The 24,766-nt window shown below is 58.3% G+C and carries 31 protein-coding genes, 1 tRNA gene and 1 pseudogene; 11 read left to right on the top strand and 22 right to left on the bottom strand.

Annotated features, from left to right (window positions below; translation table 11 throughout):
* Positions 1-180: pseudogene (locus tag VIR09_RS08395) on the bottom strand (DUF883 family protein); the annotation flags it as partial.
* A 418-nt stretch (positions 181-598) separates the two neighbouring features.
* Here VIR09_RS08395 and egtD point away from each other — a divergent pair.
* The 4 genes from egtD to VIR09_RS08415 all read left to right on the top strand — a co-directional run bounded on the left by egtD (position 599) and on the right by VIR09_RS08415 (position 3,672).
* A complete protein-coding gene (gene egtD, locus VIR09_RS08400) occupies positions 599-1,576 on the top strand; it encodes an L-histidine N(alpha)-methyltransferase (protein WP_332012457.1) in 978 nt (325 codons plus the stop codon).
* Between the two features lie 36 nt (positions 1,577-1,612).
* On the top strand, positions 1,613-2,929 hold the full coding sequence (egtB, locus tag VIR09_RS08405) for an ergothioneine biosynthesis protein EgtB (protein WP_332012458.1): 1,317 nt from the start codon (positions 1,613-1,615) through the stop codon (positions 2,927-2,929).
* A 125-nt stretch (positions 2,930-3,054) separates the two neighbouring features.
* Positions 3,055-3,131: transfer RNA gene (locus VIR09_RS08410), tRNA-Met, on the top strand.
* A gap of 211 nt (positions 3,132-3,342) precedes the next feature.
* Entirely contained in the window at positions 3,343-3,672 is a 330-nt protein-coding gene (locus VIR09_RS08415) for a hypothetical protein (RefSeq protein WP_332012459.1), read from the top strand.
* A 123-nt stretch (positions 3,673-3,795) separates the two neighbouring features.
* Here the strand turns inward: VIR09_RS08415 and VIR09_RS08420 are convergent, their stop codons facing one another.
* The 11 genes from VIR09_RS08420 to VIR09_RS08465 all read right to left on the bottom strand — a co-directional run bounded on the left by VIR09_RS08420 (position 3,796) and on the right by VIR09_RS08465 (position 10,808).
* The gene (locus VIR09_RS08420) at positions 3,796-4,086 is read right to left on the bottom strand and encodes a DUF1778 domain-containing protein (protein WP_332012460.1); all 291 of its coding nucleotides are present in this window, start codon (positions 4,084-4,086) and stop codon (positions 3,796-3,798) included.
* A gap of 84 nt (positions 4,087-4,170) precedes the next feature.
* Positions 4,171-5,538, bottom strand: a complete 1,368-nt coding sequence (locus VIR09_RS08425; protein ID WP_332012461.1) for a hypothetical protein — start codon at positions 5,536-5,538, stop codon at positions 4,171-4,173.
* Positions 5,539-5,561: 23 nt separating this feature from the next.
* Positions 5,562-6,578, bottom strand: coding sequence for a zonular occludens toxin domain-containing protein (locus tag VIR09_RS08430; protein WP_332012462.1), 1,017 nt, complete (start codon positions 6,576-6,578; stop codon positions 5,562-5,564).
* Between the two features lie 5 nt (positions 6,579-6,583).
* Complete coding sequence (locus VIR09_RS08435) at positions 6,584-6,871, bottom strand: DUF2523 family protein (protein WP_332012463.1); 288 nt, start codon at positions 6,869-6,871, stop codon at positions 6,584-6,586.
* 21 nt (positions 6,872-6,892) lie between these two features.
* Positions 6,893-8,284 carry a hypothetical protein gene (locus VIR09_RS08440; RefSeq protein WP_332012464.1) on the bottom strand — a complete coding sequence of 464 codons (1,392 nt, stop codon included), beginning with the start codon at positions 8,282-8,284 and terminating at the stop codon, positions 6,893-6,895.
* Between the two features lie 93 nt (positions 8,285-8,377).
* Positions 8,378-8,602, bottom strand: a complete 225-nt coding sequence (locus tag VIR09_RS08445; protein ID WP_332012465.1) for a hypothetical protein — start codon at positions 8,600-8,602, stop codon at positions 8,378-8,380.
* Positions 8,603-8,644: 42 nt separating this feature from the next.
* The gene (locus tag VIR09_RS08450; RefSeq protein WP_332012466.1) at positions 8,645-8,908 is read right to left on the bottom strand and encodes a hypothetical protein; all 264 of its coding nucleotides are present in this window, start codon (positions 8,906-8,908) and stop codon (positions 8,645-8,647) included.
* Between the two features lie 27 nt (positions 8,909-8,935).
* Complete coding sequence (locus VIR09_RS08455; RefSeq protein WP_332012467.1) at positions 8,936-9,247, bottom strand: hypothetical protein; 312 nt, start codon at positions 9,245-9,247, stop codon at positions 8,936-8,938.
* A gap of 64 nt (positions 9,248-9,311) precedes the next feature.
* The gene (locus VIR09_RS31580; RefSeq protein ID WP_414639405.1) at positions 9,312-9,500 is read right to left on the bottom strand and encodes a phage/plasmid replication domain-containing protein; all 189 of its coding nucleotides are present in this window, start codon (positions 9,498-9,500) and stop codon (positions 9,312-9,314) included.
* 42 nt (positions 9,501-9,542) lie between these two features.
* Entirely contained in the window at positions 9,543-10,313 is a 771-nt protein-coding gene (locus tag VIR09_RS08460; RefSeq protein ID WP_332012468.1) for a phage/plasmid replication domain-containing protein, read from the bottom strand.
* A 279-nt stretch (positions 10,314-10,592) separates the two neighbouring features.
* A complete protein-coding gene (locus tag VIR09_RS08465; RefSeq protein WP_088148933.1) occupies positions 10,593-10,808 on the bottom strand; it encodes a hypothetical protein in 216 nt (71 codons plus the stop codon).
* A gap of 108 nt (positions 10,809-10,916) precedes the next feature.
* Here VIR09_RS08465 and VIR09_RS08470 point away from each other — a divergent pair, with 108 nt between their 5' ends.
* The gene (locus VIR09_RS08470) at positions 10,917-11,612 is read left to right on the top strand and encodes a hypothetical protein (RefSeq protein WP_332012469.1); all 696 of its coding nucleotides are present in this window, start codon (positions 10,917-10,919) and stop codon (positions 11,610-11,612) included.
* A 9-nt stretch (positions 11,613-11,621) separates the two neighbouring features.
* Entirely contained in the window at positions 11,622-12,617 is a 996-nt protein-coding gene (locus VIR09_RS08475) for a phage integrase (protein WP_332012470.1), read from the top strand.
* Positions 12,618-12,645: 28 nt separating this feature from the next.
* Here the strand turns inward: VIR09_RS08475 and VIR09_RS08480 are convergent, their stop codons facing one another.
* Positions 12,646-14,082, bottom strand: coding sequence for a pentapeptide repeat-containing protein (locus VIR09_RS08480; protein WP_332012471.1), 1,437 nt, complete (start codon positions 14,080-14,082; stop codon positions 12,646-12,648).
* A 277-nt stretch (positions 14,083-14,359) separates the two neighbouring features.
* On the opposite strand from VIR09_RS08480, the gene VIR09_RS08485 reads away from it, so the two are divergent.
* The 3 genes from VIR09_RS08485 to VIR09_RS08495 all read left to right on the top strand — a co-directional run bounded on the left by VIR09_RS08485 (position 14,360) and on the right by VIR09_RS08495 (position 16,409).
* Complete coding sequence (locus VIR09_RS08485) at positions 14,360-15,298, top strand: lysozyme inhibitor LprI family protein (RefSeq protein WP_332012472.1); 939 nt, start codon at positions 14,360-14,362, stop codon at positions 15,296-15,298.
* A gap of 449 nt (positions 15,299-15,747) precedes the next feature.
* On the top strand, positions 15,748-16,050 hold the full coding sequence (locus VIR09_RS08490; RefSeq protein WP_332012473.1) for a type II toxin-antitoxin system RelE/ParE family toxin: 303 nt from the start codon (positions 15,748-15,750) through the stop codon (positions 16,048-16,050).
* A 68-nt stretch (positions 16,051-16,118) separates the two neighbouring features.
* On the top strand, positions 16,119-16,409 hold the full coding sequence (locus VIR09_RS08495; protein ID WP_332012474.1) for an addiction module antidote protein: 291 nt from the start codon (positions 16,119-16,121) through the stop codon (positions 16,407-16,409).
* A gap of 153 nt (positions 16,410-16,562) precedes the next feature.
* Here VIR09_RS08495 and VIR09_RS08500 read toward each other — a convergent pair whose 3' ends face one another.
* The 3 genes from VIR09_RS08500 to VIR09_RS08510 all read right to left on the bottom strand — a co-directional run bounded on the left by VIR09_RS08500 (position 16,563) and on the right by VIR09_RS08510 (position 18,209).
* Positions 16,563-17,471: a hypothetical protein gene (locus tag VIR09_RS08500; protein ID WP_332012475.1), complete on the bottom strand. Its 909-nt coding sequence runs from the start codon at positions 17,469-17,471 to the stop codon at positions 16,563-16,565.
* Between the two features lie 185 nt (positions 17,472-17,656).
* Positions 17,657-17,845, bottom strand: coding sequence for a hypothetical protein (locus VIR09_RS08505; protein WP_332012476.1), 189 nt, complete (start codon positions 17,843-17,845; stop codon positions 17,657-17,659).
* A 115-nt stretch (positions 17,846-17,960) separates the two neighbouring features.
* Complete coding sequence (locus VIR09_RS08510; protein ID WP_332012477.1) at positions 17,961-18,209, bottom strand: hypothetical protein; 249 nt, start codon at positions 18,207-18,209, stop codon at positions 17,961-17,963.
* A 261-nt stretch (positions 18,210-18,470) separates the two neighbouring features.
* On the opposite strand from VIR09_RS08510, the gene VIR09_RS08515 reads away from it, so the two are divergent.
* Entirely contained in the window at positions 18,471-18,662 is a 192-nt protein-coding gene (locus tag VIR09_RS08515; protein ID WP_175208265.1) for a hypothetical protein, read from the top strand.
* Between the two features lie 29 nt (positions 18,663-18,691).
* Here the strand turns inward: VIR09_RS08515 and yddG are convergent, their stop codons facing one another.
* A complete protein-coding gene (gene yddG, locus VIR09_RS08520) occupies positions 18,692-19,600 on the bottom strand; it encodes an aromatic amino acid DMT transporter YddG (RefSeq protein WP_332012478.1) in 909 nt (302 codons plus the stop codon).
* A gap of 149 nt (positions 19,601-19,749) precedes the next feature.
* Here yddG and VIR09_RS08525 point away from each other — a divergent pair, with 149 nt between their 5' ends.
* Complete coding sequence (locus VIR09_RS08525; RefSeq protein WP_332012479.1) at positions 19,750-20,034, top strand: 6-phosphofructokinase; 285 nt, start codon at positions 19,750-19,752, stop codon at positions 20,032-20,034.
* A gap of 19 nt (positions 20,035-20,053) precedes the next feature.
* On the opposite strand, the gene VIR09_RS08530 is transcribed toward VIR09_RS08525, so the two are convergent.
* The 5 genes from VIR09_RS08530 to VIR09_RS08550 form a co-directional block, all read right to left on the bottom strand.
* Positions 20,054-21,628, bottom strand: coding sequence for a sensor domain-containing diguanylate cyclase (locus VIR09_RS08530; protein WP_332012480.1), 1,575 nt, complete (start codon positions 21,626-21,628; stop codon positions 20,054-20,056).
* Between the two features lie 241 nt (positions 21,629-21,869).
* Positions 21,870-22,091, bottom strand: a complete 222-nt coding sequence (locus tag VIR09_RS08535) for a hypothetical protein (protein WP_332012481.1) — start codon at positions 22,089-22,091, stop codon at positions 21,870-21,872.
* 118 nt (positions 22,092-22,209) lie between these two features.
* Positions 22,210-23,301 (bottom strand): AI-2E family transporter, encoded by a 1,092-nt coding sequence (locus tag VIR09_RS08540; RefSeq protein WP_332012482.1) that lies wholly within the window; start codon positions 23,299-23,301, stop codon positions 22,210-22,212.
* Between the two features lie 54 nt (positions 23,302-23,355).
* The gene (locus VIR09_RS08545; protein WP_332012483.1) at positions 23,356-24,069 is read right to left on the bottom strand and encodes a DUF3053 family protein; all 714 of its coding nucleotides are present in this window, start codon (positions 24,067-24,069) and stop codon (positions 23,356-23,358) included.
* A gap of 155 nt (positions 24,070-24,224) precedes the next feature.
* On the bottom strand, positions 24,225-24,740 hold the full coding sequence (locus VIR09_RS08550; RefSeq protein WP_332012484.1) for a GNAT family N-acetyltransferase: 516 nt from the start codon (positions 24,738-24,740) through the stop codon (positions 24,225-24,227).
* Positions 24,741-24,766: the final 26 nt, after the last annotated feature.

The raw sequence follows: 24,766 nt of genomic DNA on the forward strand, positions 1-24,766 counted from the left end.
GGACTCGCGCGCCTCGGCCACCTGGCGCTTCAGGCGCGCGCGTGCCGCCTCGATCTCGGAGCCTGTGTACGTAGCCGTCGACCGCAGGAGGTCTTCCGTACCGGCGAGCAGTTCATGGAAGCTGTCGCTCACCCGTTCACGGTGCAGGGCCATTTCGGCGCGTTGGTGCTTACGGTTCATCGTCGCTCCTTGTCGTTGTGGGCCTCGCGGAGTCGGGCCGCCTGACGCAATGCAGCATGCCGCGTTCCCGGACGGGGCTGCGCATTGCGTGGCCCCATTGTGACCATCATCTGCCGCCCCCGCCAGAGCTTTGGCAACCAGCCGTAAACCGATATTTCAATGCAAGCAAACGTGTCGGACGACCACGCCCGGACGTAGGCGCAGGCATTCTCACTCCTATTTCGAATTCGTAAAAGTCCATTGCATTCAGCGGCTTGGCGCTTGACACCGGCCCTGCCCTGGCGGCCACAATAGACCTTTGCAATGCGCCAGAACCGCCTGGTCTGGGCCTCCCAACGCCGTGCATCCCAAGCGCTTGCCGTCCCATTGGGGACGTGTCCGCCAGGGGTGGCCCGGCGACAGAAAAGGAACAGGACGCATGGTCTCGCCTTCCGCACTGTTTGCCCCCGCCGCGCCGAAGTTCATCGCGCAAGAACCGCAGCCTGCCAGCGCCGAGCAAGTCGAATTGCGCGATGGCTTGCTGGCGCGTCACGCGCACATCGATCCCAAGTTCCTCTATGACGCGCTGGGCTCGGCGCTCTTCACCGCCATCACGCAGTTGCCGGAGTACTATCCGACGCGCTGCGAGTCGGAGATCTTCCAGCGCCACGGCGCCGACATCGCGCGCCACATCGGCCCGGTGCTGTCGATGATAGACCTGGGCGCGGGCGATTGCGTCAAGGCCGAACGCCTGTTCCCCAGCCTGCGCCCGCGCCATTACGTGCCCATCGACATCTCGGCCGATTACCTGCAAGCCGCGGTGCGCCGCCTGCAGCTGTCGTATCCCGATCTGCAGATCACCGCCATCGGCCAGGACTTCACCCACGCGCTGGCCCTGCCCGCCAGCGTGCCGGCCGAACAGCGGCTGTTCTTCTACCCCGGCTCCAGCATCGGCAATCTCAGTCCCGAGGACGCGCATGCCATGCTGCGGCGGATCCGCGAACAATGTGCGGGCGGCGGGCTGCTGGTGGGGGTGGACCGTGTCAAGCCCAAGCAGGTGCTGGAGCCCGCCTACGACGACGCGCTGCACCTGACCGCGGCCTTCAACCTGAACCTGCTGCGGCACGTGAACAGCGTGCTGGACGCCGATTTCGAGGTGGACGACTGGCGCCACGTGGCGCTGTTCAACAGCGCCAGCTCGCGCATCGAAATGCACCTGGAAGCGCGGCGCGCGGTGCGCGTGGCCTGGCCCGGCGGCGCGCGCGCATTCAGCGCCGGCGAACGCATCCACACCGAAAACTCCTACAAGTTCACCCCGCCAGCGTTCGCCGACCTGCTGCAAAGCGCCGGCTACCGCGACGTCGCGCACTGGTCGGATTCCCGCGGCTGGTTTTCGATTTTCAGCGCCCGCGCGTAAAGCGCGGCCCACCCTCAACGCCACTGGAGGATCGCCATGGAACCTGCGTGCCTGCTGACTCACCCCGCCACCGGACCTTACGCTGCCGGCCAGGCGGGGCAGCACGACCGCTACGACGCCGTGCGCTCGACCAGCACGGCCCTGGCCGCCCCCCTGAGCCCCGAGGATTGCCAGGTGCAATCCATGCCGGACTGCAGCCCGGTCAAATGGCATCTGGCCCACACGACCTGGTTCTTCGAGACCTTTCTGCTGGCGCGCTTTCATCCGTCCTATTCAGTCTTCCATCCGCAGTACCGCATGCTGTTCAACTCCTACTACAACGCCGTCGGCGCCAAGCATCCGCGTCCGCGCCGCGGCCTGCTGTCGCGTCCCGCGCTGACGGAGGTGCAGCATTACCGCCGCCATGTGGACGGCGCCATGCATGAGCTGATCTCGCGCCTGGGCGGCAACGACCCCGCCTTCGACGCCTTGCTGGAACTGGGCCTGAATCACGAGCAGCAGCACCAGGAACTGATCCTGACCGACCTGAAGCACATGCTGTCGGCCAATCCGCTCAAGCCCGTCTACGTGGCGCCCGGCACGCCTGCGCTGCCGCCTGCCACGCCCGCCGGCTGGACCCGCTACGCCGGCGGCATCGCCCGCATCGGCCATGATGGCAACGGCTTCGGTTTCGACAACGAAGGCCCCGCCCATGACGTGCTGCTGGCCCCGTTCCATCTGGCCGACCGGCTGGTGACCCAGCACGAGTACCTGGCCTTCATCCGCGACGGCGGCTACAAGCGCCCCGAGCTCTGGCTGTCGCTGGGTTGGGACCTGGCCTGCGCCGAAGGCTGGCGCGCGCCGCTCTACTGGGAAGGACAGCGCGACGACTGGCGCGTCTTCACGCTGCGCGGCATGCAGGAACTGGAGCTGCAGGCCCCGGTGACGCACATCAGCTACTTCGAAGCCGATGCCTACGCGCGCTGGGCGCGCGTGCGGCTGCCGCGCGAAGCGGAATGGGAACATGCCGCCCGCCAACTGCCCGAAGGCGCGCTGACCACACGCGCCAACATGCTGGAAAACGGCCACCTGGACACGCGTCCCGCCCCCGCGCGCAATGGGTCGGGCGGCCCCGTGCAACTGTTCGGCGATGCCTGGGAATGGACTTCCAGCGCCTACGACGCTTACCCCGGCTTCAAGCCCGACAGCGGCGCGGTGGGCGAATACAACGGCAAGTTCATGTGCAATCAGTATGTGTTGCGGGGCGGCTCCTGCGCCACGCCCAGGGACCATATCCGCCCCAGCTACCGCAATTTTTTCCCGCCCGAAGCCCGCTGGCAGTTCTCCGGGATCCGGCTGGCGCGGGATGCCTGAAGTGTTTGCTTGAAATTCGAGTCCTGGCCGCTTGCGCACGCCAAAAATTTCATGCTAGAATTTCGTTCTTCGTTGATCACTGATTGCGACACAGATGTGACGCAAATTCAGAGATTGATCGAAATGGCGCATTAGCTCAGCCGGTTAGAGCGACGGAATCATAATCCGCAGGTCCCCTGTTCGAATCAGGGATGCGCCACCAGAATTCTCCTGTTAAATCAGGGCATTAACGCCACCCACCAAGGTGGCGTTTTTGTTTTTGCCGGAAGACTGTCGACGAAGTGTCAACGGCGGTTCTAATGGTCGTCCTAAGTCATGCCATGCCCACTACATAGACCTCAATAGGCAGAGCCCCATTGCAGGGTCGGCTCTCAGCACTATCGGTCAATCTCTGCTGGTGCGAAAATCAATGCATGGCCACGATACGCAAACGAACCTCCACCCGTCCGGACGGAGCAAAGATCATTCGCTTTGTGATCGATACGCGCCCTACTAGACCCAAAGGCGAGCCGCCCGCGAACGTCGAAGCGAGCCGAGATCGCACTACAAAAACCGATCACGACCAGCCAGCTACCGAGCCGATGAAAGAAAAGGCGAAGTCGAAAGTCGGCACCTATACCGCTCTCGTGATCGTTAAGCCAGCCAATCCATACCTGACTCGTTCCCGGGAAAAAGCTGTCGAAATTGCGAAGCGGGCAGGTATCTTGAACGATGTCGGGGAATTGATACCCCCCTTCCGTTGAACTTCGATCACCCTCTTGTTCGCGCCCCAGTCTGATGCGTTGTTCAGCATGCGCTGATCAGATCCTAACTTAGCATGCCATCAAAGCCGTGGCGCATGCGATGGCTTAGGCAATTCACCGGACTTAGCTATCAGATCCATTTGAGCGCTTCAAAAGCTCGTTACGGCGTTTGAATGCCCTTTTTAGCGCTGCGTTAGGCTCGGGGGGATCGATAAGCGCCCGTGCGAACGCCTCCTGATCAGCTTTAGACATGCGAATCCTGCCGCGACGCCCCCTTGGCCCAGGAAGTGCGGAGCGCTGCGGCCATTCGCCCTTTGCCACCACCTCGCGCAATGTGCGATAGACCGCTGGCGTCGCAACTATCAGAGCGCACAGCAACAACAGCGCGCAGGCAAAAACCAACGTCCAATTCATATCCCTCTCCTTCAGGAGTCTTGTCAGGGAGCTGACCAGACCACATTGTGCAATCGGTAATGCGTTCGCACAATCCTTAGCCGCTCACACCCGTTGTGCCTGTAATACCAGGACCAGTTGACTATTGCGCGTACCCTCCGATTTCGCGAAATTCCATCCAAACAGTCCTTGTGCCGAGCGTTCGCGCTGCTCATCGCTCAATCCCCCCAGGATCACAATCTCCCCATCGCCCAGGGTCAACGATGTTGAAATCTCCCTTTTGTTCGCCGTAGGGTTCTCAGAATTTCCAACCGTGGTCTTCACGAAGTTCGAAACTGTCTGGACAATATCCAAACTGATAGCGTTTTCTCTAATATGGGCGGCGACCTCAAAAATTACTCCCGAACTCACATACTTGAAGCTCTGGGCTGACTGCCCGTTTGGGTTGAACAAGATTTCCCCCACAACTGGCACATCCTGGCCAACTTGAAATCGCGCTGACTTGCCATTCTGAACACGCAAGAATGGCCTGGTCAAGATCTTGAACCGAGAGTCTTCTGAAATCATCGACGCCACGAAGTCGAGACTCGTTGACGAGATGGATAAGCTATTTCCAGAAAGCCCCGCACCACCGATCGAAACACCCACCTTACCATTCACCAAGTCTGCAATGACTTTTAGTGCCGAGGCCTCCATAGCTGAATCGGACACTTCGTAGAGCACGGCTCTAACTATGACCGAAGAAGACGGAACATCCAAGGCAGCCATAATCTCCTTCAACCTTGCGATCTGCCTTTCATTCCCACTAAAGACCAAGACCTCATCGATCTCGCGGGTGGGAAGCGTTGTAGTCGCAGACGAACTACGCCCTCCCAACATTGACAGGGAATTTCCTTCTCCGGTGTTTCCGTTTGCAAAGACGCCCACAACCAACGGCGTCGCCACTCTAATCAGATCGGCCACTGAACGATACTTAGGCTGATAGCTGAAGACCTTACCATTTCTCGCCGCCTTCTGTTCTTCAGTCAACTGGGGTGGTTTCAGGCAGACGGTAGCAATTCCAGCAACGGTGTTTAACGCCAATCCATTCGTGTCCAAGAGAGCAATCATCATCGCTCTATCCAAGGCTTTTCCAGTCGCACGCAGGCTTACGAATCGTTTGTCAGAAAGAACCTCTGAGCAGATGACATATGGTGCCCGAGCAACCTCCGAAAAGTACAGTTGGATCACTTCCGACAGCGGCACGGATGTCAGATCGAATCCCACACCGGGAAAATTATTCGTCTTAGAATCGAGAGAGCCTAATAGCTGATCAACATTCTCAAACTGAGCTGACCTTGCCGTATTCCAACGCTCTGGATCAACGTAGACCCTCCCTGCAATGGGGCCAACCTTTGGATCAACGCCAGGAAGAGGCTGAGTCCACGCAGGACCGCACAGCAAGGCAATAATTATTACGAACCAGAGTTTCATAGCGAACTCATCTTTCAAGAACATCAGTCTGCGAAGGGAGAGGCATCAATTCTTTTGGCCTTATGCTGTCCCACCAAAAAAATACCTGTCCCACTATATTCGTAGGTGGTGTCATAACTAAACCTCCCTAAGCGATCTACAACCACGATCAATTTCTCACCGGGCAACGTCACTGCTCCTCCAATGCGACGCTCCGTCACGGTTGAACTGACATCCTTCGTAAATGAGCCTTCCTTCACCTGACGTCCAGAGACAACAGAAGACGAAGGCTCAGTACCCTTAGGCCCATCCGGTTTCGGATGAAAAAAAGTCCATAGCCACCATACCGAGTATCCAGCAACTATGAACAGCCCAACGGCATACATCCACAATCTAGGATTATTGAAAATATTCTGTCGCGAATCGACTGATAACTCGATACCAGCCGAACCGTTATAGCTGTTATAGAGCGGAAACACGGCAGGCACGTAGCGAGTAACTCTAAAACCCAAGGACGCCGCCTTCGTCTGCTTACCGCCGTCCCACCACTCAATCCGGTAGGACCGAGCAAGACCCAGTGTTTTAAGCTTCGTCGTTCGAAAATTCACTTCCACAACATTTCGCAATGAACGATGCACATCACTTATGGCTTGAAAAATCACCACTAAGTCGCACGTCACTCCACTCTCAGCGTGCGCGTAATGTCTATGGAGACGAAAAAAACTCATGTGCTCATGACTTAATTTCTTCCCTGTCGCCCAAAAAATCCAAGCCTCATCAATCACCACCAAATCACCAGGATGCACTATTGAATCGCCATCCTCTCTTGGAAAGAAGCCCGGTCGCTCAACATCTTCATTCCGAATATGAACGATCTTTCCAAACTCACCCTCATGCTTCGGGTTTTTTGATTTCAAATAATCGTGTATTTTTTCTTCATCGACCCCATCGATATTCGTCACTACGCGACGTCCGTTTAGAATTGCAGGCAGAACCACGTTGAGAGTCACCTCATATGACTTCCCTGTACCCATAAGCCCCGTATACGCGTTAATCGCCATATCTTTTAACCGATTAAGGGAATGCGGCGAACAACGAATCGTGTCACCAACGCGCTGAAGCACACCGACAGCCCAAATGGCACTTGAAACACACTCATAAAATAGTTCATTGAAGGCGGCAAAGAGCCGATGGCACCAAACAGATCGTCAGAACCCGGCAGACTTGGAATCAACACTGCCATAAACTCCGTCGTCACAAAAAACAAGCCAAAAAATAGTACAAATTTCACCAGGATTGACCGAACCAGCCATCCCAAAATGGAGAATAAGGCTGACACCAATATGCCGAACATGATTACCTCCTAGCAGCTTGGTCAAGCACGCAACACGATCACCAGGGAGAGGACAGACCACATAGCGACCATAGCTACCGCTATCAAGCCTCGGTTTTCTTCAAAAAGAACGCAATGCTGGCTCATCACGTGCTCTTTCCCAAACAGTAGGAAACTGCCTACCGGACATTGCCCTGGGTCGGTCGCAAACTTCCCCTCTCTTAACTCCGGCCATAAGTCCAACATTGGCTGCATAATCATTTGAGCAGTGGGTATTTTCTCCAATTCCGGGGCAGGCACATTTGGATCTGGCCCAAAATCAACTTCAACCCCTCCACCTGGTGTAGGATCCAATCCCCCACCATCGCCACCACCCACCTCAGCGTCGGGAATAATCTTGACCAAACCATCATTTAGAGGATCTGAGAATAGGTCCTCCATCTTCGGCTGAACCCCAGACCCAGAGTCGCGTGCAGCCCTAATATCGGAAGCGAGAACGGGATTGGCACGAGAATATGGCAACGAGCCGTCCATACTCGAAACTTCCATCCAAAGTTGATTGATCAAAGAAGCTAAGACATGATCCGGAATCGCCTCATTCGATTTCGCAAGAGCGCTCATCTGCTCCCGAAGATCATCAATGGCCCTCTCTAGCTCCACAATCTGCGTAACCTGCTCACTGAGATCAATCGGCTCGCCTCCGTACCAGCGATAAATTGCCTTGGTAAACCGATCAGGAATATCTCCCGCATTCTGCGCAGCCACTTTTCCCCAGTATTTTTTGTCGACCGGCAATTGATCATTGCCCAACGGAGTAGTCATTGTTCTATCGAAATATGCAGGGGCATTGCCTGTAACCGAGCAGTATCCAGTCTCCGGACAAGGAAAATCTGCACGCCGATAAGTCATTATCGTGTATGGAGAAGTTGGTTGTTGAAAGTTGTATGAGCCCGGCGCCATTTCAAAAAGCGCAGCATTTCCTGGATAGACGCCAATAGGGCCATTTTCATTACCGATACGATAAGACACCGTGACTGAACGCTGACCGCTTTCGTCGTCTTTCAAATCTGACCAACGATAGTCATCCCACAATTCCCAGACAGCCTTTCCAACCATCAGCGGAGTCGCCAAGCGCCCTGCCAGTTTCAGCCAAGGTATTTTGGCTCCAACCGTAGTCGCATTCGCAACCGCCGTAAGCCGTCTTTCCACATTTCTCTTGGTCATATACGCTCGCGGGTCTTTGGACCCATACCCTCGTTTATTGAGGACATAAGTAAAGGCGTCGTTGACGGCGAGATTGACTCCACCTGTATATGGAACTACGGAAGTTTGTGCACTCACTGATGCGGCGGATATCAGCGCCGCTAGCCCCGCAATCCAACGACAATAAGCGAGCCGCATACAATCCCCCAGACGAAAAAGATCATGTTCCATAGAGTCATCATTTTCCTCGGCTCATATGCGAACTATTCAATTTCATAAAAAAAGAGGGGCAAATTGCCCCCCGCTTCTCTACTACCCGGCTCGTCAAGCCCCCTTGACGGCGCGCATGATGAACTGCACGCCCTTCCAGGCGAGGTGCACACCGACCATGACCGCCGCAACGGCCATAATGGCGCTCACCACCGAACTAACATCAATGCTGCTGGTCAGCGACGTAAAATCGAGAGGCGTCGAGGCCTCTTGCGCCAGCGCAGCGCTCGAAGCCGTCACTGCAACTACCGTCCCAACAATCTTCGAGAAAATCTTCATACGAACCTCAAAAAAACGGGGTAAAAAGGCCCCCCGGTTGGCCTAAAAACGACGAACTGCTTGCACTACATTGCCTACACCCCATGCCGCGAACCAGATCGCCACCGTGATTGCCATCGACGACATGAAGAATCCGCCTGCCACCGATGCATCAAAAGGCTGTAGAAAGGCTTGAATGGCACCGGCCTCGGACGCAGGTATTAAGAACACTTCCTGCACTGACTGAACAAGCCCCTCTGGACATGGTCCGCGCACCCCCGTCGCGGCTGGCACGCAGATAATCACAGAAGCAAACTCACCAGCCATACAAGACGCTCCTCGTTATCCGCGAGCTCATGCCTTTGCGCTTTTTCCGTCCACAACGCGTTCAGTTGGACGGATGTGCATCACAATATTCTTTGTGACATCTCCGTTCGTGACTCGCATAAACTCGACTTCCCCGACGAACGGAAACTCGTTGTGCATGATGGCCTGGGCGGCTTCTGCGTTACCCAAGCTGTATTCCTGACTCGCATAGCCTTTGGCGCGGCCCTTTGTGAAATCAAGTGCTTCTTCGATATATACTTTTCCGGAGTCAATGTTTTTCCCATCGATATTTCCGGCGAAGAACTTGACACCCATGATCTTGCATTTTTCAACGGCCATTTCAATTCATCCTTATCGCCTATTTACGCGAACCCCGGATTGGCGACTTCCGGCGCGAAAAAAATTAACCGTACTTTCGTCGATACCAGTCTGGCGCTTCTAGCGCCGCAACTTCGACGGTCTTTACCCGAATAGGTAGACGTGACACGTTTGAGGGAACAGAGATGTCAATTCCATACTTGAGAAGTTGACTTCGGTGCCTATAAAAGGTCGCTCTTGAAAGCCCTTGTGGAAACCCATGCTGCCAACTCACATAGGTAGCGCGCAAATGGCGGGGCAAGTCATCAAAACTCTCTTATTCCACGTTTTCAAATCTCCGAAATTGAGAAAGCTCCAAAAATACGTTATTCAATTCCTCTTGATTGATAGCGCCCAAATAAGCTAGTCCACGCTGCGTCAAGAATCGACTTTTCAGCCCGAATTCCTCACGCAGCACTCCGTAATTCCTACAAAAATCCACCACCTCTGAATCGACGTGAGAGCCTGACTTCCGATTCGCATGACGCTCAAACTCTACGGCCTTCACGTATATCTTCCCGTACACGTATTTACTTCCTGCACCATATTCGATGGTGGCCCCATCTGGTCGCAAGATGCCTTTCTGCCGTCCAATGTGATGCCCCGCCAACGACGACATAACCGCTTGAGCCGACTCAGATGAAAATGTTGCATAGTTCATAGTTACGTCGATCCTAGACGCCCGTGCTCCGGTCCAAGTCCAGCCCGTGTCGGCAAAGCGGAATAATTTCCCTCTGGTAAATGGCGGTATTGAGTAAAGATTGAGCAAATTATTAATTCGATCAATCGTCTCCCGCCATTGATAGCCAAAAAGGTTATCTCTGCGGTTATAGCGAGAAATATTCCCGCTGAACTCCACACGATGGCCATCACATCGGATTGCCACCTGGCTGTCGTATGAACCTTCTAATTCGAGGCGCTGATCGACTCGCCACTCAACCGCGCCGTCAGGGTCGATGCGAACGACATGGCCGCCATTTAGGACGGGTAAGCCTCCTTCCGGCCAATCTTGTCTCATCGTCACCCAGTCAATAAAGATGGGAACCATGCGCGAAGACCTGGGCTTTCTCGTTGTTTTTCTCAGCCGTGAGACCAACTTTACGTGTAACTGGTACGTAAGAGGCAGCGGCGCTTCGCGCCTCTGCCGCACCTCCTCGCTCCGCTCCGGGGGCTGCGGCTGCGTCACTCAGCGCCTGCCCGTGCGAACAGACATCCCTCGCAGCCCGGTCAAGGCCACAAGGAGCAGGCGCGAGAGCGCCGGCCACGCTCGACCCAGACAGAGAGAAAACAGTGCTCAAGCCCAAAACCTCAGCGACCGTTTGCCAAGTCATAGCGCGTACTCCGCACCGCGCTCAGCGGCTTTAAGCCGAACGGCCTCTACATTGACCAGCAAACGCTTTCCAACCTTGACCGTGGGCCAATAGCCTCGATGCACCTGAGCGCGAACAACCGACGCTTCTAGGCCGATCAACGCTGCAAAGGCGTCTACGGCCATCAGCGGTGCCAACACAGAAATCCCCACCTGCAGCGTGCTATCCAACATCAATTGCCAACCCTATAATCCGCATCACCACCACTTATGTGGCCCAAAATACGTACTAACGGTACGCTTATGTGTACTTTTAGTACACTTTTTAGGATGCTACGATCAATGAAAAGCCATGTCAAGTACGACATCGAACTTAGGATGCGTCAGCTAATCCGCGCCGTTTTGAGGGGACGGCCGCATTGGACACGACTGGAAGAACTGACCGGCACCAAAGCAGTTAAGTGGCGCCAATTTGTCTCTGGTCTGAAGAACCCGACACTGGAAATGCTGGAAGCGCTATGTACTACCTATCCTCAGTACGCCTTCTGGCTCGTAACAGGCATTAGCGACGAAGATGCTGGCCACCTAGCCCCTGCTGGCCTGTCTTATCCGGGTCGACTTCCAAAGGGCGAATTGCCGACCAATGAGCAGGAGGCCACCGCTAATTACTTCAAAGCCTGCCAGCAAGCAGCCACCATCGCCTGGGATGAAATGGTTGCCAATGCTCAAGAAAAGAAAGGCGGCGAAGTGACCAGCGTTGAGTTGGCTGAAGCCGAAATGGGGCTTGGTCAATGGATTCGTTGCGACCTACTGCCAAAGATGCTTGGCAAAGAAGCTCACACTCAGTTGATGCAGAAATTGCTTCGGCACCAGCGGTCCCACGTGGAAGAGTCCGTGTTACGCCTACGCGTATACCACCGTGATACGGACGAGATCATTGACCGACAGCGTGCGGAAGAGCTCGCCATGGAAGAAGAAGTGGAAAAGTCGATGGCGCCTCAGCGTGTATCAAAGTCCTCCATCAAGGCCCGAAACTAGGATACGCAGATGGCGATTAAGAGGACTAACGCAGGGTGGCAGGTCGACATTCAGCCGGGCGGCAGAGGTGCAAAACGATTACGAAAGACTTTTCGCACCCAGGCAGAAGCCAAAAATTGGGAGACGTGGGTCAAGTCAAATTCCAACAACGACGCCGAATGGATGCCCGAAAAAAGGGACTTGCGCAGGCTGGATGAGCTTGCGAGATTTTGGTTCGATCACCATGGCAAAGAGCTTCGAGCAGGAGAGGATACGTACAAACGAATCTGCGCAGCCATAGCGTCCCTGAAGAACCCCATCGTTAGTGAATTCGATGCGCAGGCGTTTGCTGCGTACCGCACTCAACGTCTAGATTCGGGCGTCGCCTTGAACACGATGAATCGAGAGCACGCCTACATGCGAGCCATGTTCAACGAGCTGATCCGACTCGGAGCCTGGAAGCGGGACAACCCGCTCAAAGAGCTGCGACAGTTCAAAGTTCAGGAAAATGAGCTGTCATATCTGACCTCGGGTCAAATCTCGACGCTCCTCAGTGAACTTGATAGGTCTACGAATCTGCATGTCGCCTTGGTGTCTCGGATCTGCTTGTCAACCGGTGCACGATGGAGCGAAGCGGAAGGTCTAAGGCCTCAGCAGGTCCGCAATGGTTTGATTCAGTTTGCGCGTACGAAGACAGGAAAGGCCCGGGCAGTCCCTATCGTCAGAACACTAGAAGATGAAATTTCTGCGCATCAAGCGAGACACCCTAGCGTAGCGGGGATCTTCACGAGTTGCACCGGCGCATTCAAGGAAGCAGTCGAGCGGGCAAACATCCTGTTGCCGATGGGACAGCTTACCCATGTCCTCCGCCATACGTTCGCCAGCCATTTCATGATCAAAGGGGGCAATATTCTTACCTTGCAACGAATACTCGGTCACCAAGACCTAAAGACCACGATGCGATATGCGCACCTGGCGCCCGACCATCTTGAAACAGCAAAGAGCTTGAACCCGCTAGCACCCTAGTAGGCAGCGCACCCCCTTCCTTCCCTGGCTATTGACCTGCTCCAGCATCCTCATCAGCCGAAATGCGCCATTCACGACGTGGCAGGTCTTTACATTGTTCTTGCTTTAACAGCCATCGCAACGCGGATGCCACCTCGGGCTCTACATCTTGGGTCATGCTTTTGAGCCGCTCAAAGTTGAGCCACGCATATGACCAACCAACATCAATGTTCGGCCGACACAAAGGCTTTGCGATTTCGGCCAAAGCAGCTTGAGGAGACACATCGAAAATTGGCGCAGTATCCCGCATCAGCGAATCTGACTCGCGTGCCATGACAATTTTGTATGGCTCGCGGTAGCCAATCGCAAGTTCTTCAGCCTTGGTTTCAAAAAACGAAATGGCGGTAAGGTTTGAACCCTTGATAAGGACACGGTTGAGCTCTACACCATACAGCGATGCGAGAGAAAGCTCGGCGAACTCGAAAGCCGCGTCGTTGATTACGACGCTATCCCAGATGGTGCCCCTCAATCGCGAATGTCGGAAACTCGCCCCATCGATCGTCATATGCATGAACGACGAGCCGTCCAGCGACGCCATATCAAAATTGGCTCCGCGAAGGTTAGTGTCAACAAAGACAGATCCATACAACCGCGTAAATGAAAGGTTGGCTCCTGACAGATCGGCACCGTGAGCCCAAATTCTAGGAATGACTTGCTGGCTGAGATCCAGGAATCTGAGATTTCTGGAACGCAAATCCAAAGCTACCCCACGCGTCATAAACAGATCATCTGAGTCAACGCTTCCACTGTACTGCGCAAGACTGTCATCGCCTTTAACGCTTCCCGTCCAGATGGGCGTTGCGCGGTCGATGCGAATATGCGGTATCCATGGTGCAGCCCCACCGTCCGCATCGCTCAACCAAGCTGTACGCGCCTTGAGCCAAAGAGTTATGGAGTACTTAGCGGGCGCGAGGATCACGTCAGCGGCGAGAAGGACCCACGCGCTCAAGAGGACACTTGCTATACAGAACGTCCATCGAACGATTGCACCTACTGGACGATTCTTATGCAGAATCTCTTGATAGCGCACCGCAGATGCGTAGCATGCGTAAACCAGGGCAGCTACCTGAAGAAGAAAAAGAAGCGGGCTTTGATAGGCGGCAAATCTGTAGGTAATGAAGAAAAGAGTGATCGGCCCGGCAAAGAGCAGGCTGATACACATGATGTAGTCACTACTACGGTTAAGCTGCTCGTATTTCGAACGAACCCGGACAAGGGTAATGTTCGGAAATGTTTGAGGAATTTTTCGCAGCGTTACCAGATGACCCACCAGAACAATCAGTGGGCTCAGTAGATAAAAACCAACAACAGAAACGGTGACACCAACCAAGGGGAGTTGGACCCCATTGTTCGGGACCAACAACATCTGGTCCTTGGTAGCCGATACACTGGCAAGCACATACAGGATCAAAAGTGCATAGGACAAATAAGAAGATACGTCCGCTCGGCCCGAGGGTCGTATCTCTTGGGTAACGTCCCCTCGAGTGGGAAAAGATCTAGCTACAAAGGAACGTCGAGGTTTCATTGGAATTTACCAACAATGGCAACCGTGCGAGCGTAGCCGAATGCCATCCCTAGTAGCAAATGCGAAGTAAATTCGCTGAACAACAGCGCATCCACCATTGATTGTGGCAAGGCCATCGGCGAATATCGCAGTTTCGACGCAACCAATAGGCCCGCCCGTCATGAGCCGCACGCGAGACATGATCCAAGAGATAGCAGACGTTCGAAAACGTCGGCGCTTTGGCTCTGCAATGTCTGAGTTACCTCTCCGACTGTTTTCCCTCGAACAAGCATTCTCTCAGCACGATCCTTCGCAGCACGAACTTATTCGATATTTCCCAGTCGCGCTAATTGCTTGCGTGGAGGGGTACTTCAGACTGGCGGTCAAGGATCTTATTGATGCTGGCGAACCGTACCTCAGCAACGCGGAGAAGCCCGCCGCTTCAATAAAGCTTGATTTTTCAATCATCAGGGCAGTCCATGGCAAAACCATAACCGTTGGAGAGTTAGTGGCCCATGGCGTCTCGTTGAGTAGGCTTGATCACATCGATAGCATCATGTCTAACCTGCTTGGCTTCGGGTTCCTACACGAATTACGAAAAGTCACGGATCGCTTTGCTCATGAAGTCATGGGTAAGCCGACGCTCCCTATTCTCAAGGATCCCGATCAAGTCTACCTAGACATGGCGCGAACGTTTGAGCTTAGACACATCATCTGTCACGAGATGGCGTCGGCCTATGAAATTGGCTTTGAAGAAGTGGGGCGATGCCTAGAAAGCTGCGTATCTTTCTTGAAGGCCGCTGATGAATTGATCTCTGAAACGCTTCAGCCTGGCGCGCCTTTAACGCAGCTTCAGATGAATGACGTAGCAGCACAAGCGATTGCAGATGCTAAAGCTCGAGTTGATGACATTGCAACAGCAATAAGGCTGCGCTTGGACGATGCTGACCTCGCCTGCTTCAACGTTTCACATGAGAGGTGGCAGGCGTACTCAGATGCGTGGGTCGCATTCGTGGCGGGGAAGCGGGAGGATGGTGGCACCATTTGGCCCCTAATAGCCTCGGGGATTGCTGTCGAAGCGTTGGAACAACGCCTCGAAGCGATGAAGAATTGGCGAGGGTTAAAGGAAGGTTCCTAATCCTCCAATGTGCGGGCCGCCAAGCTTTGTTCAACTAGCGTCTTCGCAAAGCCGTCAACCAAGTGTCAACGGCATAGCTAGGCTATGCGCACCTAAAGCGCATCCAATTCAAGATAAGCCATTGATTGCTAAGAAAAAGCATCAATAAAGCACACGTTGGAAGCGGAATCATAATCCGCAGGTCCCCTGTTCGAATCAGGGATGCGCCACCAGGAATTCAAAGCCCGGAACCACCTAGGTGGTTCCGGGCTTTTTCGTTCTGGCGCCTGCATATCTCTGTGCACTCGAGCCCCCCCCTCATGCACTGACAGAAATGACGATTGCAGTAGGTCGATGCACGTACCCATCGAGGATCACGCTGGCTTTTACATACCGATTGAAAGAGCGTAGCCCATTGGCTACACTAGTGACAGCCCGAAGCTTCGCGTGAGGATCTATGGATGCTCCGCATGAAAGCTATTCGCACCACAGTCAACTACGACGATTTCGAATCGTCGCTGAAGGACTTATCCGGACGCGCCCGAATTCAAGCGCGCATCCAGCGCCTGGCCCGCGGTAACCCCGGTGACCACCGCAATCTGAAGAAAGGGGTGTCTGAGATGCGCATCGATGTCGGACCCGGCTATCGGGTCTACTACACGGAGCGCGAAGACTGCACAATCATCATCTTGTTGGTTGGGGGTGACAAATCCAACCAACAGCGGGATATAGACCTTGCCTACGCGTTGGCAGAGCAGCTGCAAATGTGGTGACGTTCAGCAGTAGGCTCCCTCTGCCGCCGAACGTGACCGCTTACGCGAATCCACTGGAGCAATACGCCATGAAACTCAACACACGTGAGTACGATGTCGCCGAGCGGCTGCGTACGCCAGAGGAAATGGCCCTCTACCTTGACGCCTGCATCGAGGAAAGCGAAGGCGACGCCGCGTTCATTGCCAAGGCCTTGGGCGACATCGCGCGCGCCAAGGGCATGACTCAGGTGGCCAAGGATGCGGGCCTGTCGCGCGAGAGCCTCTATAAGGCGCTTTCAGGGGATCGTGATCCCGGTTTCTCGACCATCCTGAAGGTGTCGCGGGCGTTGGGCCTGCGGCTACACGCAACGCCAGCCTGAACGGATCGCTCAACCCGATTGGACCTGCACGAAAGCAGATCAATAGCTCCATTGTCCGCGTCCTGGATACGCCACCAGAATCAAGAAAGGCCCTCGCTTCGGCGAGGGCCTTTTGCTTTGCGGCTCGGGCGCGCTGACCAATCCATCCCAGCATCAAGGCAAGCGCACCGCATCACGCCGCCTGCCGCCCCAGGTCGCCGCCAGGCTGGCCACGAAGGCGCCGATCAACATTGAGGCGAATCCCCACAGCGCGAATGCGGCCGCGGCCTTGCGCGCCTGGTCCGCGGCCTCCTTGGCCTTTTGCCTGGCGTCGTCGGCGGCCTGCTTCACGTTCTGCACGGCCTGATCGACGCGGCGCTGCGCCGCTGCCGGCTCCATGCCGGTCTGCGCAGCCACCACCTTCACGACATAGTCGCGGTCATCGCCCGTCATGGAGCCGCGCGCCACGCTCATCGCCACGATGCGGGCCACCTCATCCCTCGCTCCGCCGCGATCAGCGCCGGCATCGGGCCGTTCCGGACGCAACAAGGCATCCGAGAAGTAGCCACGGACCTGCGCCATTCCATCGCCCCCGCCTGCCGCAGCCGCGGCCGTCGCGGCCGTACCGGCCCCCGCCGCAACGGAAGCACCCGCCTTCGCCACGCCGGAAGCCAGGGTCGCGATGGACGCGCCCAACAGCACCGCACTGACGACCGCGCTCAACGCCCACACCAGAAAGCCGTGCGCCGTGTCGCGGAAATAGACCTCGTCCGAATGCACGTCGACCCATTTGGTGCGCAGCCGCCCCGTGACGTAGCCACCTATGCCATAGGCGACAATCTGCGTCACCAGCAGCCACACGATGAGGCCGACGCCTATCGCAGGCGCCGACACGCCCTCGCCGCTCCAGGGCGAAACCGAAAGGAAGCCCAGACCCGTGCCGCCGGCAAACAGCGCCAGCGAAAGCGCTGCGGCAATGACCGCGCCGGCGATCACGGCGGCCCAAGACACAGCGGACACGGCGGATTCTCTCGGCGGCACGCCACCCGCGTACGGCTGACTCAATGAAGATGCGTTTTCCATGGATAGGTTCCTTGTTCATGGTTCATCGCGACCGCGTCGACATCCGCCGCCGCGGCAGGAAAATCTCGCAGTCAATGCCAGAAAAGCGCCAGCAAGATAATGATGGGAATGGGCACGCCAAGCAGCCACAACAAAATGGAACGCATAAAACCTCCTTGAATGATGTCCTGCGCCTTGCGCAGCGTTCAGGCCAGATCGATCGTGCCCGGCGCGCGAGGGTTCGGCGGCGGCACGGGATCAATGGCGTCGGGATCGTTGCGAGGCCGATTCGGGTCCAGCGGCGGGTCGTCAGGCGGCGGATTATTCGGGAAGGCGGGATCGTCGGGCTCAGGCTTGTCGCCCCCGCCGGGCTCCCGATGCATGGATTGGGACATGGTTTTCTCCTCGAGCGGCGCCAAATGCGCCGCCCACCCCACCAGCAAGCGGCGTTCCCGAGGACGTAAAAAAACCCTCTTGCGAGGGCTTGCTGGCGTGCGCGACCGGGTGCGGTCAGGACTTGTTCTTGACGTCCTTGCCCGGTTCAGCGGCCTTCTGGCCGCCGCTACCGAGGAATTCAATCACGGCGGCCTTGCCCGCCATGGAAGCTTCGTCCTGGCTGGCGTAGCGCCTGGGCGAATAATTGGTGCTGCGCACATTGCCGCTTTCCGGATCGAACAGGGTGATGATCCAGGCGAATTCTCCCGGCATCAGTTGCCTGACTTGCAACGTGGCGCGCGTGCCTGGGCGCAGTTGCGGCATAGGACGGCCTTTAGCGTGGTTCGACGCCGCCATCGTAGCGCAAACGCGCCGACGCAAACGCGTCGGTGCAAACACGGGCGAAAATGCTGCGTCCGCACAAGAATTCATGCTGCACACCCCGCGGCAAAAACGCCACAAACCAAATATCCCGTCAGGAAAACCCTAGGGCCTATTACTCAAATACAGGCGCACAATCAATACAAACATCTAGACCGCCCAGCGGCAGCCGCACCCCTTTAATCAGGCGAGGACGGAGACAACATGACTTATGTAGCAGTGGTAATCAGCTGTTTGATGGTTGTGGGCATCGTCGCGTTGGTGATTCAAACGGTTCGAAGCGCAGGGTCCGAACCCTGGCTGAAAATCTCGGCGGCGATCGTCAGTTCCTTATTTGCTTCACTCTTGTTGATTCCGCTCGGATACGCGGTCGCTCAGACCGTGCTGATCGAATAACTCCTCTATTACGGCACACACGCCTGGGGCTATGCGCCCCGGGCGGCTTTGCCGCGGGTCGCTGCCCAGCACAAGAGCGAGCCCGCGGTCACCATGGCCACGCCCTGCCAGAACGACGCGGTCAGCCGGGTCGACAGCCACACGGCGGCAAAGAATGTCGAAAATACCGGAGTGAAGTAGGACGCGGTGGCCAGCAAGGTCAGATTGCCCCTGAGTATTCCCACGTTCCATAGCGCATAGCCTGCCGCCATGGCGCCGCCAGTCACCAGCAGCTCCAACGTGGCGGGCCAGGTGTAGGTCAAGGCAGGCTCAGCGCCCAGCAGGAACTTGATCCAAAGTGCGACCGCGGTCAGCATGAAAAACAAGGCGACGCCATTCTTGCCGTCGGCGAATCTCGTGGTCACGTTGCAATAGACGGCCCAAATGATGGCGCCGCTGAAGGCCAGTCCGTAGCTGAGGGGATTGCTGGAGACATTGGCGATGGTGCGATCCCAGGACAGTCCGCCGGATCCACCCAAGACCCAGACGATGCCGCACAGCGACAACAGTATGCCCGGCACCACCCATGCGCTGGCCCGCTGGCCATTGATGACCATGGCGAGAATCACGGTGAAGCAGGGCCAGAGATAGTTGACGATGCCCAATTCGATCGCCTGCCCGCGATTGGCGGCGTAGCCCAAAGAGAGCGACAGGCAGATCTCGTAGGCGACGAACAGCAGGCTGCCAACGATGAGATAGGAGCGCGGAAAGGTCCGCAGCTTCGGGAAGCCCAACAGCAGCACCAGGAACGCGGAACCCGTCGTATAGATCAGCGCAGCGCCGCCCACCGGGCCGAAGCTTTCGCTGACACCGCGGATCAGGCCGACGACAGTGCCCCACAGGAGCACCGCCAGCAAGCCCAGTGAAGTCGCCGTGTTCCGGCTCAGGGAAAGTTGCATTACCGATTCCGATTGCCCGCTTCGGGGCGCCAAGCCGGGCAGTTTAGCGAAAACCTGCGCGAGCCGCGGCCAGCCTCCGGCATCGGCAGCGTCGGCGCCCCACCCCGGAATGCCCGCCAGAACAATGCAGAACAAGGAGCAAGCGCCGCATGACCATCTCCACACGCAGATTGAGCGACGTGCTGGCCAGCACGGAATCGGGCCGGCTCTACCGGATTGAAGTGTTCCTGAAGGCGGAAGAGCCGGGAGCCGAGCCCCGGCCTGACGCGGCCCGGCCTGACGCGGCCCGGCCTGACGCGGCGCGGCCTGACGCGGCCCGCTACATACTCCGCACCACGGAGGGGGAGCGCGTGTTGCCGTTGGATCGGAACCGGTACAGGCTGAAATCGGGCGAAGTACTTACCGCCTTGGCGCCACCGCGACACGACGTCTGACGGTGTACGGAGGGCCGGGTCACTGATCCACCTCCACCCTGCGCTTGCCCTGGCCCTTGGCCTTGTAGAGCGCCATGTCGGCGCGTTCCAGCAGCTCGCGCACGGCGACGCCGGACTGCGGATACACGGCGATGCCCACGCTGGCGGAAACCGAGACGCTGACCTCGGGATACGGCAAGGACAGGCTTTCCACCAGCGCCTGCGCAACACGGCGCGCGTCGTCCGCGCCCGCGCCCAGCAACAACACCGCGAATTCGTCACCCCCGAGCCGCGCCGCCACGTCCGATACGCGAATGGCGTCGGCCATGCGCTCCGCCGCTTCCTGTAGCACCGCGTCGCCGGTCGCATGGCCGTGCAGGTCGTTGACCGCCTTGAAGCCGTCCAGGTCGATCGCCAGGATGGCGAAGGATTCACCGCTGCGCTGTGCCACCGCCAGCTCGCGCAACACCAGTTCGTTGAAGAGCACGCGATTGCACAGGCCGGTCAGCGGATCGTAGTGAGCCAGATGCTGGGCATGCGCCAGCATGCGCGAGGCCTGCACCAGCGCGCCGCCCACTTCCGCAACCTCCTTGACGCGCGTGCCAGGCACCGTCACCGCGTGCCCCTTGCCCAGCGCGAGCGCGGGCGCAACCAGACTCTGCACGGCCGACGTCAGGCGGCTGGCAAGCCGCAAGGCCAATAGCAGGCCCAGTCCGAAGGCCAGCAAAGTACCCAGAGCGATCCAGGCGATCGAGCGGTACAGGTCGGTGGTCAGCAAACTCATCGGCGCGCCGGCCGCGACCGTCCAGCCGGACAAGGACGAACGGCTGAAGGCGGTATAGACGGGTGTGCCTTCCTTGGTCACGGTTTCCAGCGAGCCCTCGCTTTCCTGCTGCACCGCCCGCGCCAACTCGGGAACGGCCTTCTGGCCCACGAATTTCGAGGTATCGCGCGTGCGCGCCAGGATGGTGCCGCTGTCGTCCAGCACGGCGGCCACCCAACCGTCCGGCAAGGCCCGCCTGCCCAGCAGGTTGCCGATGCGCTCGGGCAGGATGCCGACGTTGAGACTGTAGACGACCTCGCCGTTGCGCATCACCGGCACGCCCAGCGCAATGAGCGGACCCGGGTTGACCTTGCTGGTGAAGAGGCCCGTCAAGACCGCCGCACGCGTCTGGAATACCTCGGCCAGTTGAGTGGACGCGCCGGTCAGCGGCAAGGCGTTGCCGAACGGCACGGACGTGTTGATCAATTGACGGCCGTCCTTATCCGTCAGCGCATAGCTGTCGATGATCTGGAAGCGCACGGATTCGCGCGCCCGCCGGTGGAAACCGGCCAGGTCGCCAGCCACCAGATCCGGGGACGAGGCCAGCATCTGCAAGCCGGCCTCGACGCCGGTGAGTTCGCGGTCGAGGATCGCGGTGAGATTGCGCGCCAGGAAAATCGTGTCGCGGAAGATCCGCTCTTTCTGGATGACGTAGCTTTCGTAGACCGCCACCGAAGCCATGATCAAAGCGGGCGTGATACAGGCGAATACCAGCGTCAGCAGTCCTGTGCGCATGGAATAGCGGCGCGGCCGGCGCACCCGCGTGCCGGCCAGGCTTTCGGCGTCAGCCACGGGAACCTCGCCCTGCGAAGTCCGCAAGCGTCGGCCTGCCGATCGAAACCACACCTCTGGACCCATGCGCCTCCCGATACGTTCCACTCGGCCCACGGCCAGAGGACGAACGAACGTCAGAAATTATTGCAGAAGTTCGCAATCGCACAATCCGCGCCATGGGAATCCCCTCGCCGCGTCGATACAGATGTGGTGGAAATAGCGCGTCCCCAATTTATTGCGGACGCGCGGCGCCTGCCGCCTACTGGTCTTCCAGATCCGGGGTACCGGTGAACTGGGTCTTGATCAGTGTCAGCGCCCCCTTCTCGGCCAGCGCCTCATTGGGGAATACGTGCTTGGTATCTTCCAGCACCGGAAATCCGAAGACCCGCACCCGGGCGTGATAGCCCTCAGGGGTCTCGGCGAATTCGATGTCGAAGTTGCGTTCTTCGATCCAGCCCGATCGATGCAGTTTCCATTCCATATCCAACGCGCTCCCGAATAGTCGAGGTTGATACGAAAGGCCGGTCCCCGATGGGGGCCGACGCTGCTACACCATACACCCGCCGGGTAGGAGCGGGCCATCGGGCGGCCCTCAGCGCTTACTTCTCAACGCGCGGTTTGTCCTCGGCGCTGTCCGCCAATCCGTCCACCGGCGGCGCAAACAGGTCCCAACTGGCCATGAACAATGCGGCGATCAGCGGGCCGATCACAAAACCGTTCAGGCCGAACAAGGCCATGCCACCCAGCGTGGAGATCAGCACCACATAGTCAGGCATCTTGGTGTCCTTGCCGACCAGGATGGGCCGCAGCACGTTGTCCACCATGCCGATGACCAGCACGCCGAAAAGTATCAGCCCGACGCCCTTGACCGTGGCGCCGGTCAAGAGGAAGTAGATCGCGACCGGCGCCCAGATCAGCGCCGCACCCACTGCGGGCAGCAAGGACAGAAAGCCCATGATCACGCCCCACAGCAGCGCGCCCTGGATCGACAGGATCGAAAAGATGATGCCGCCCAGCGCACCCTGCGCCGCCGCCACGGCAACGTTGCCCTTGACGGTGGCGCGCACGACGGTTGTGAACTTGCGCAGCAGATGCTGCTTGTGCGTGTCGCTCAGCGGCATGGCGCGCTTGAGCCGGGCCGACAGCAGCGGGCCGTCGCGCAACAGGAAGAACAGCAAATACAGCATGATGCCGAAGCTGATCACGAACTGGAACGTGTCCTGTCCGATATTCAAGGCCTGGGTCGCCAGGAATTGGCTGGCCTGCATTGCGCCGGCGCTGAGCTTTTCCTGCAGGCTCGGTATGTCGGTCAGGTCGAAGCGCGCAAGCAGATCATGCACGGACGGCGGCAGGGCCGCCATGGCCTGCTGGAAATAGGCGCCGAAGTTGATCTGCCCGGACTTGACGCTCTGATAGAGATTCGCCCCTTCACGCACCAGCGATCCGCTGATGACGATGAGCGGCAGGATCACCAACAGCAGCACCAGCAGCAAGGTGATCAGCGCGGCCAGATTGCGCCGTCCGCCGATGCGCTGCACCAGCCGGCGCTGCAGCGGCGCAAAGATGATGGCAAGAACGGCGCCCCAAAACACAGCGCCGTAAAAGGGCCACAACAACCAGCCGAATGCGATGGTGACCACCACCAGCAGGAGCAGAAAGGTTCTGTAGTGCACGCTGGAAGATTGGCTCATATTCCGTCCCAGGCTCGGCTGACGCCGCGAGACCCGCATTGTACAAAGCGCCGCTCAGCGGGCGTCCGGCGCTTGCCCGGCCACCTGCAGCAAGACGGCGCGCGCGCGCTCCAGGACGTCCGATTGCGCGTTCAAGCCCTGCAGGCGCAGGTTCAGCTCCTGCTGCAGCGTGAGCGTCGCGACGCGCGCCTGCCCGTCCGCCAGCTGGATGTCCTGCTCATGGGCGGCCACGAAATCCGCGACGCCCAGCGCATCGCGCGCCACCGCGTCCATGGCGGCCGCGGCATCCAGCAGTTCGGCCCCCGGCGCCGTCACGGCTTCGTCATAGACACCGTCATAGACGGGCGCGAGATCGGCCGGTAGCGCCAGCGCTGCCCGCGCCTTGTCCGCCTTGGCCTGGGCCTGCTGGACTTCGGCGGCCTGCTCGGCCAGCGTTTTGCGCGCCGCCTCGAAGCGGGCCCGCCGTTCCACGATCTCGGCAACCGAGCGGATGGTCTCGATTTCCAGTACATCGCGCATGGACAGGGCCGCCTGCGCCATGGTCTCCTGGAAATCGGTGATCACGCCGTAGGCATCGGCATAGCCGCCTACGGCTTCCTTTTCCGGCTCGCTCAGGATACCTATGGGCAACAGCGACGCGCTGCTCATCCGGTTTTGCAGCAGCTGGATGAACGCAACCCGCTCCTGGGGCTCCTTATTGACGCACGCGGACAAAAACAGCATCGACGCCGTCACCAGGCCCAGCAGGCAAGCTCGCAGCAGTGCCATGCCCATCCTCCTTGCATGCGGGTTCGCAAAACCGCCGCCGCCCACCATCAGGGCGGCCGCCCTCCGGCAGATTATCCCGAAGGCGCTTCCCGCCGCCTCCAGCGGGCGGATTTTGTTGCTATCGAAGCGTGTTGACACAGGGTCCGCCGCCCCCATCATGGCGCCAGGGAATACGTCATCGCGCAGCGCCGCGCGGGGTCAAAGCCGATGGCCGCCTCGTGGCGCAAACGCGCCTGCAGCCCCGGCGTAAGGTCCGCCGCCGGCATTTCTACAAAGCCTTGCCGCAGGTAAAACGGCCGGTTCCACGACAATTCGCGGTCGGTGGTCAGCACCACGGACCGATAGCGGCCAGCAGCGCGGGCGTGGGCGCACACGGCACCGAGCAGCGCCCGTCCCAGGCCGCGCCCCTGCCACGGCAAGGCGACCGCCATCTCGGCCAGGTAGAGATCGCCGTCCATGGGCCGGGTCAGCGCAAAGCCCGCGGGCAGACCCTCCGACTCCGCGACCCACAGCAGGCCGGCCGCCAGCGCCTGCGCCAGCTCGGCCTGCGGCGCCGTATCATCGCCGGCGGCCCAGGCCATGTGCGTGTCCAGGAACCGCCGCGCGGCGGAACGTTCGATATCGGCCAGGCTGGCCAAGTCTGAAGGTCGAGCGAGTCTGATCATAGGCATGGCAGTATGCCTCATGCGGCCCCGCT

This window comes from Achromobacter sp. (assembly GCF_036567245.1).
GTDB lineage: Bacteria > Pseudomonadota > Gammaproteobacteria > Burkholderiales > Burkholderiaceae_B > Achromobacter.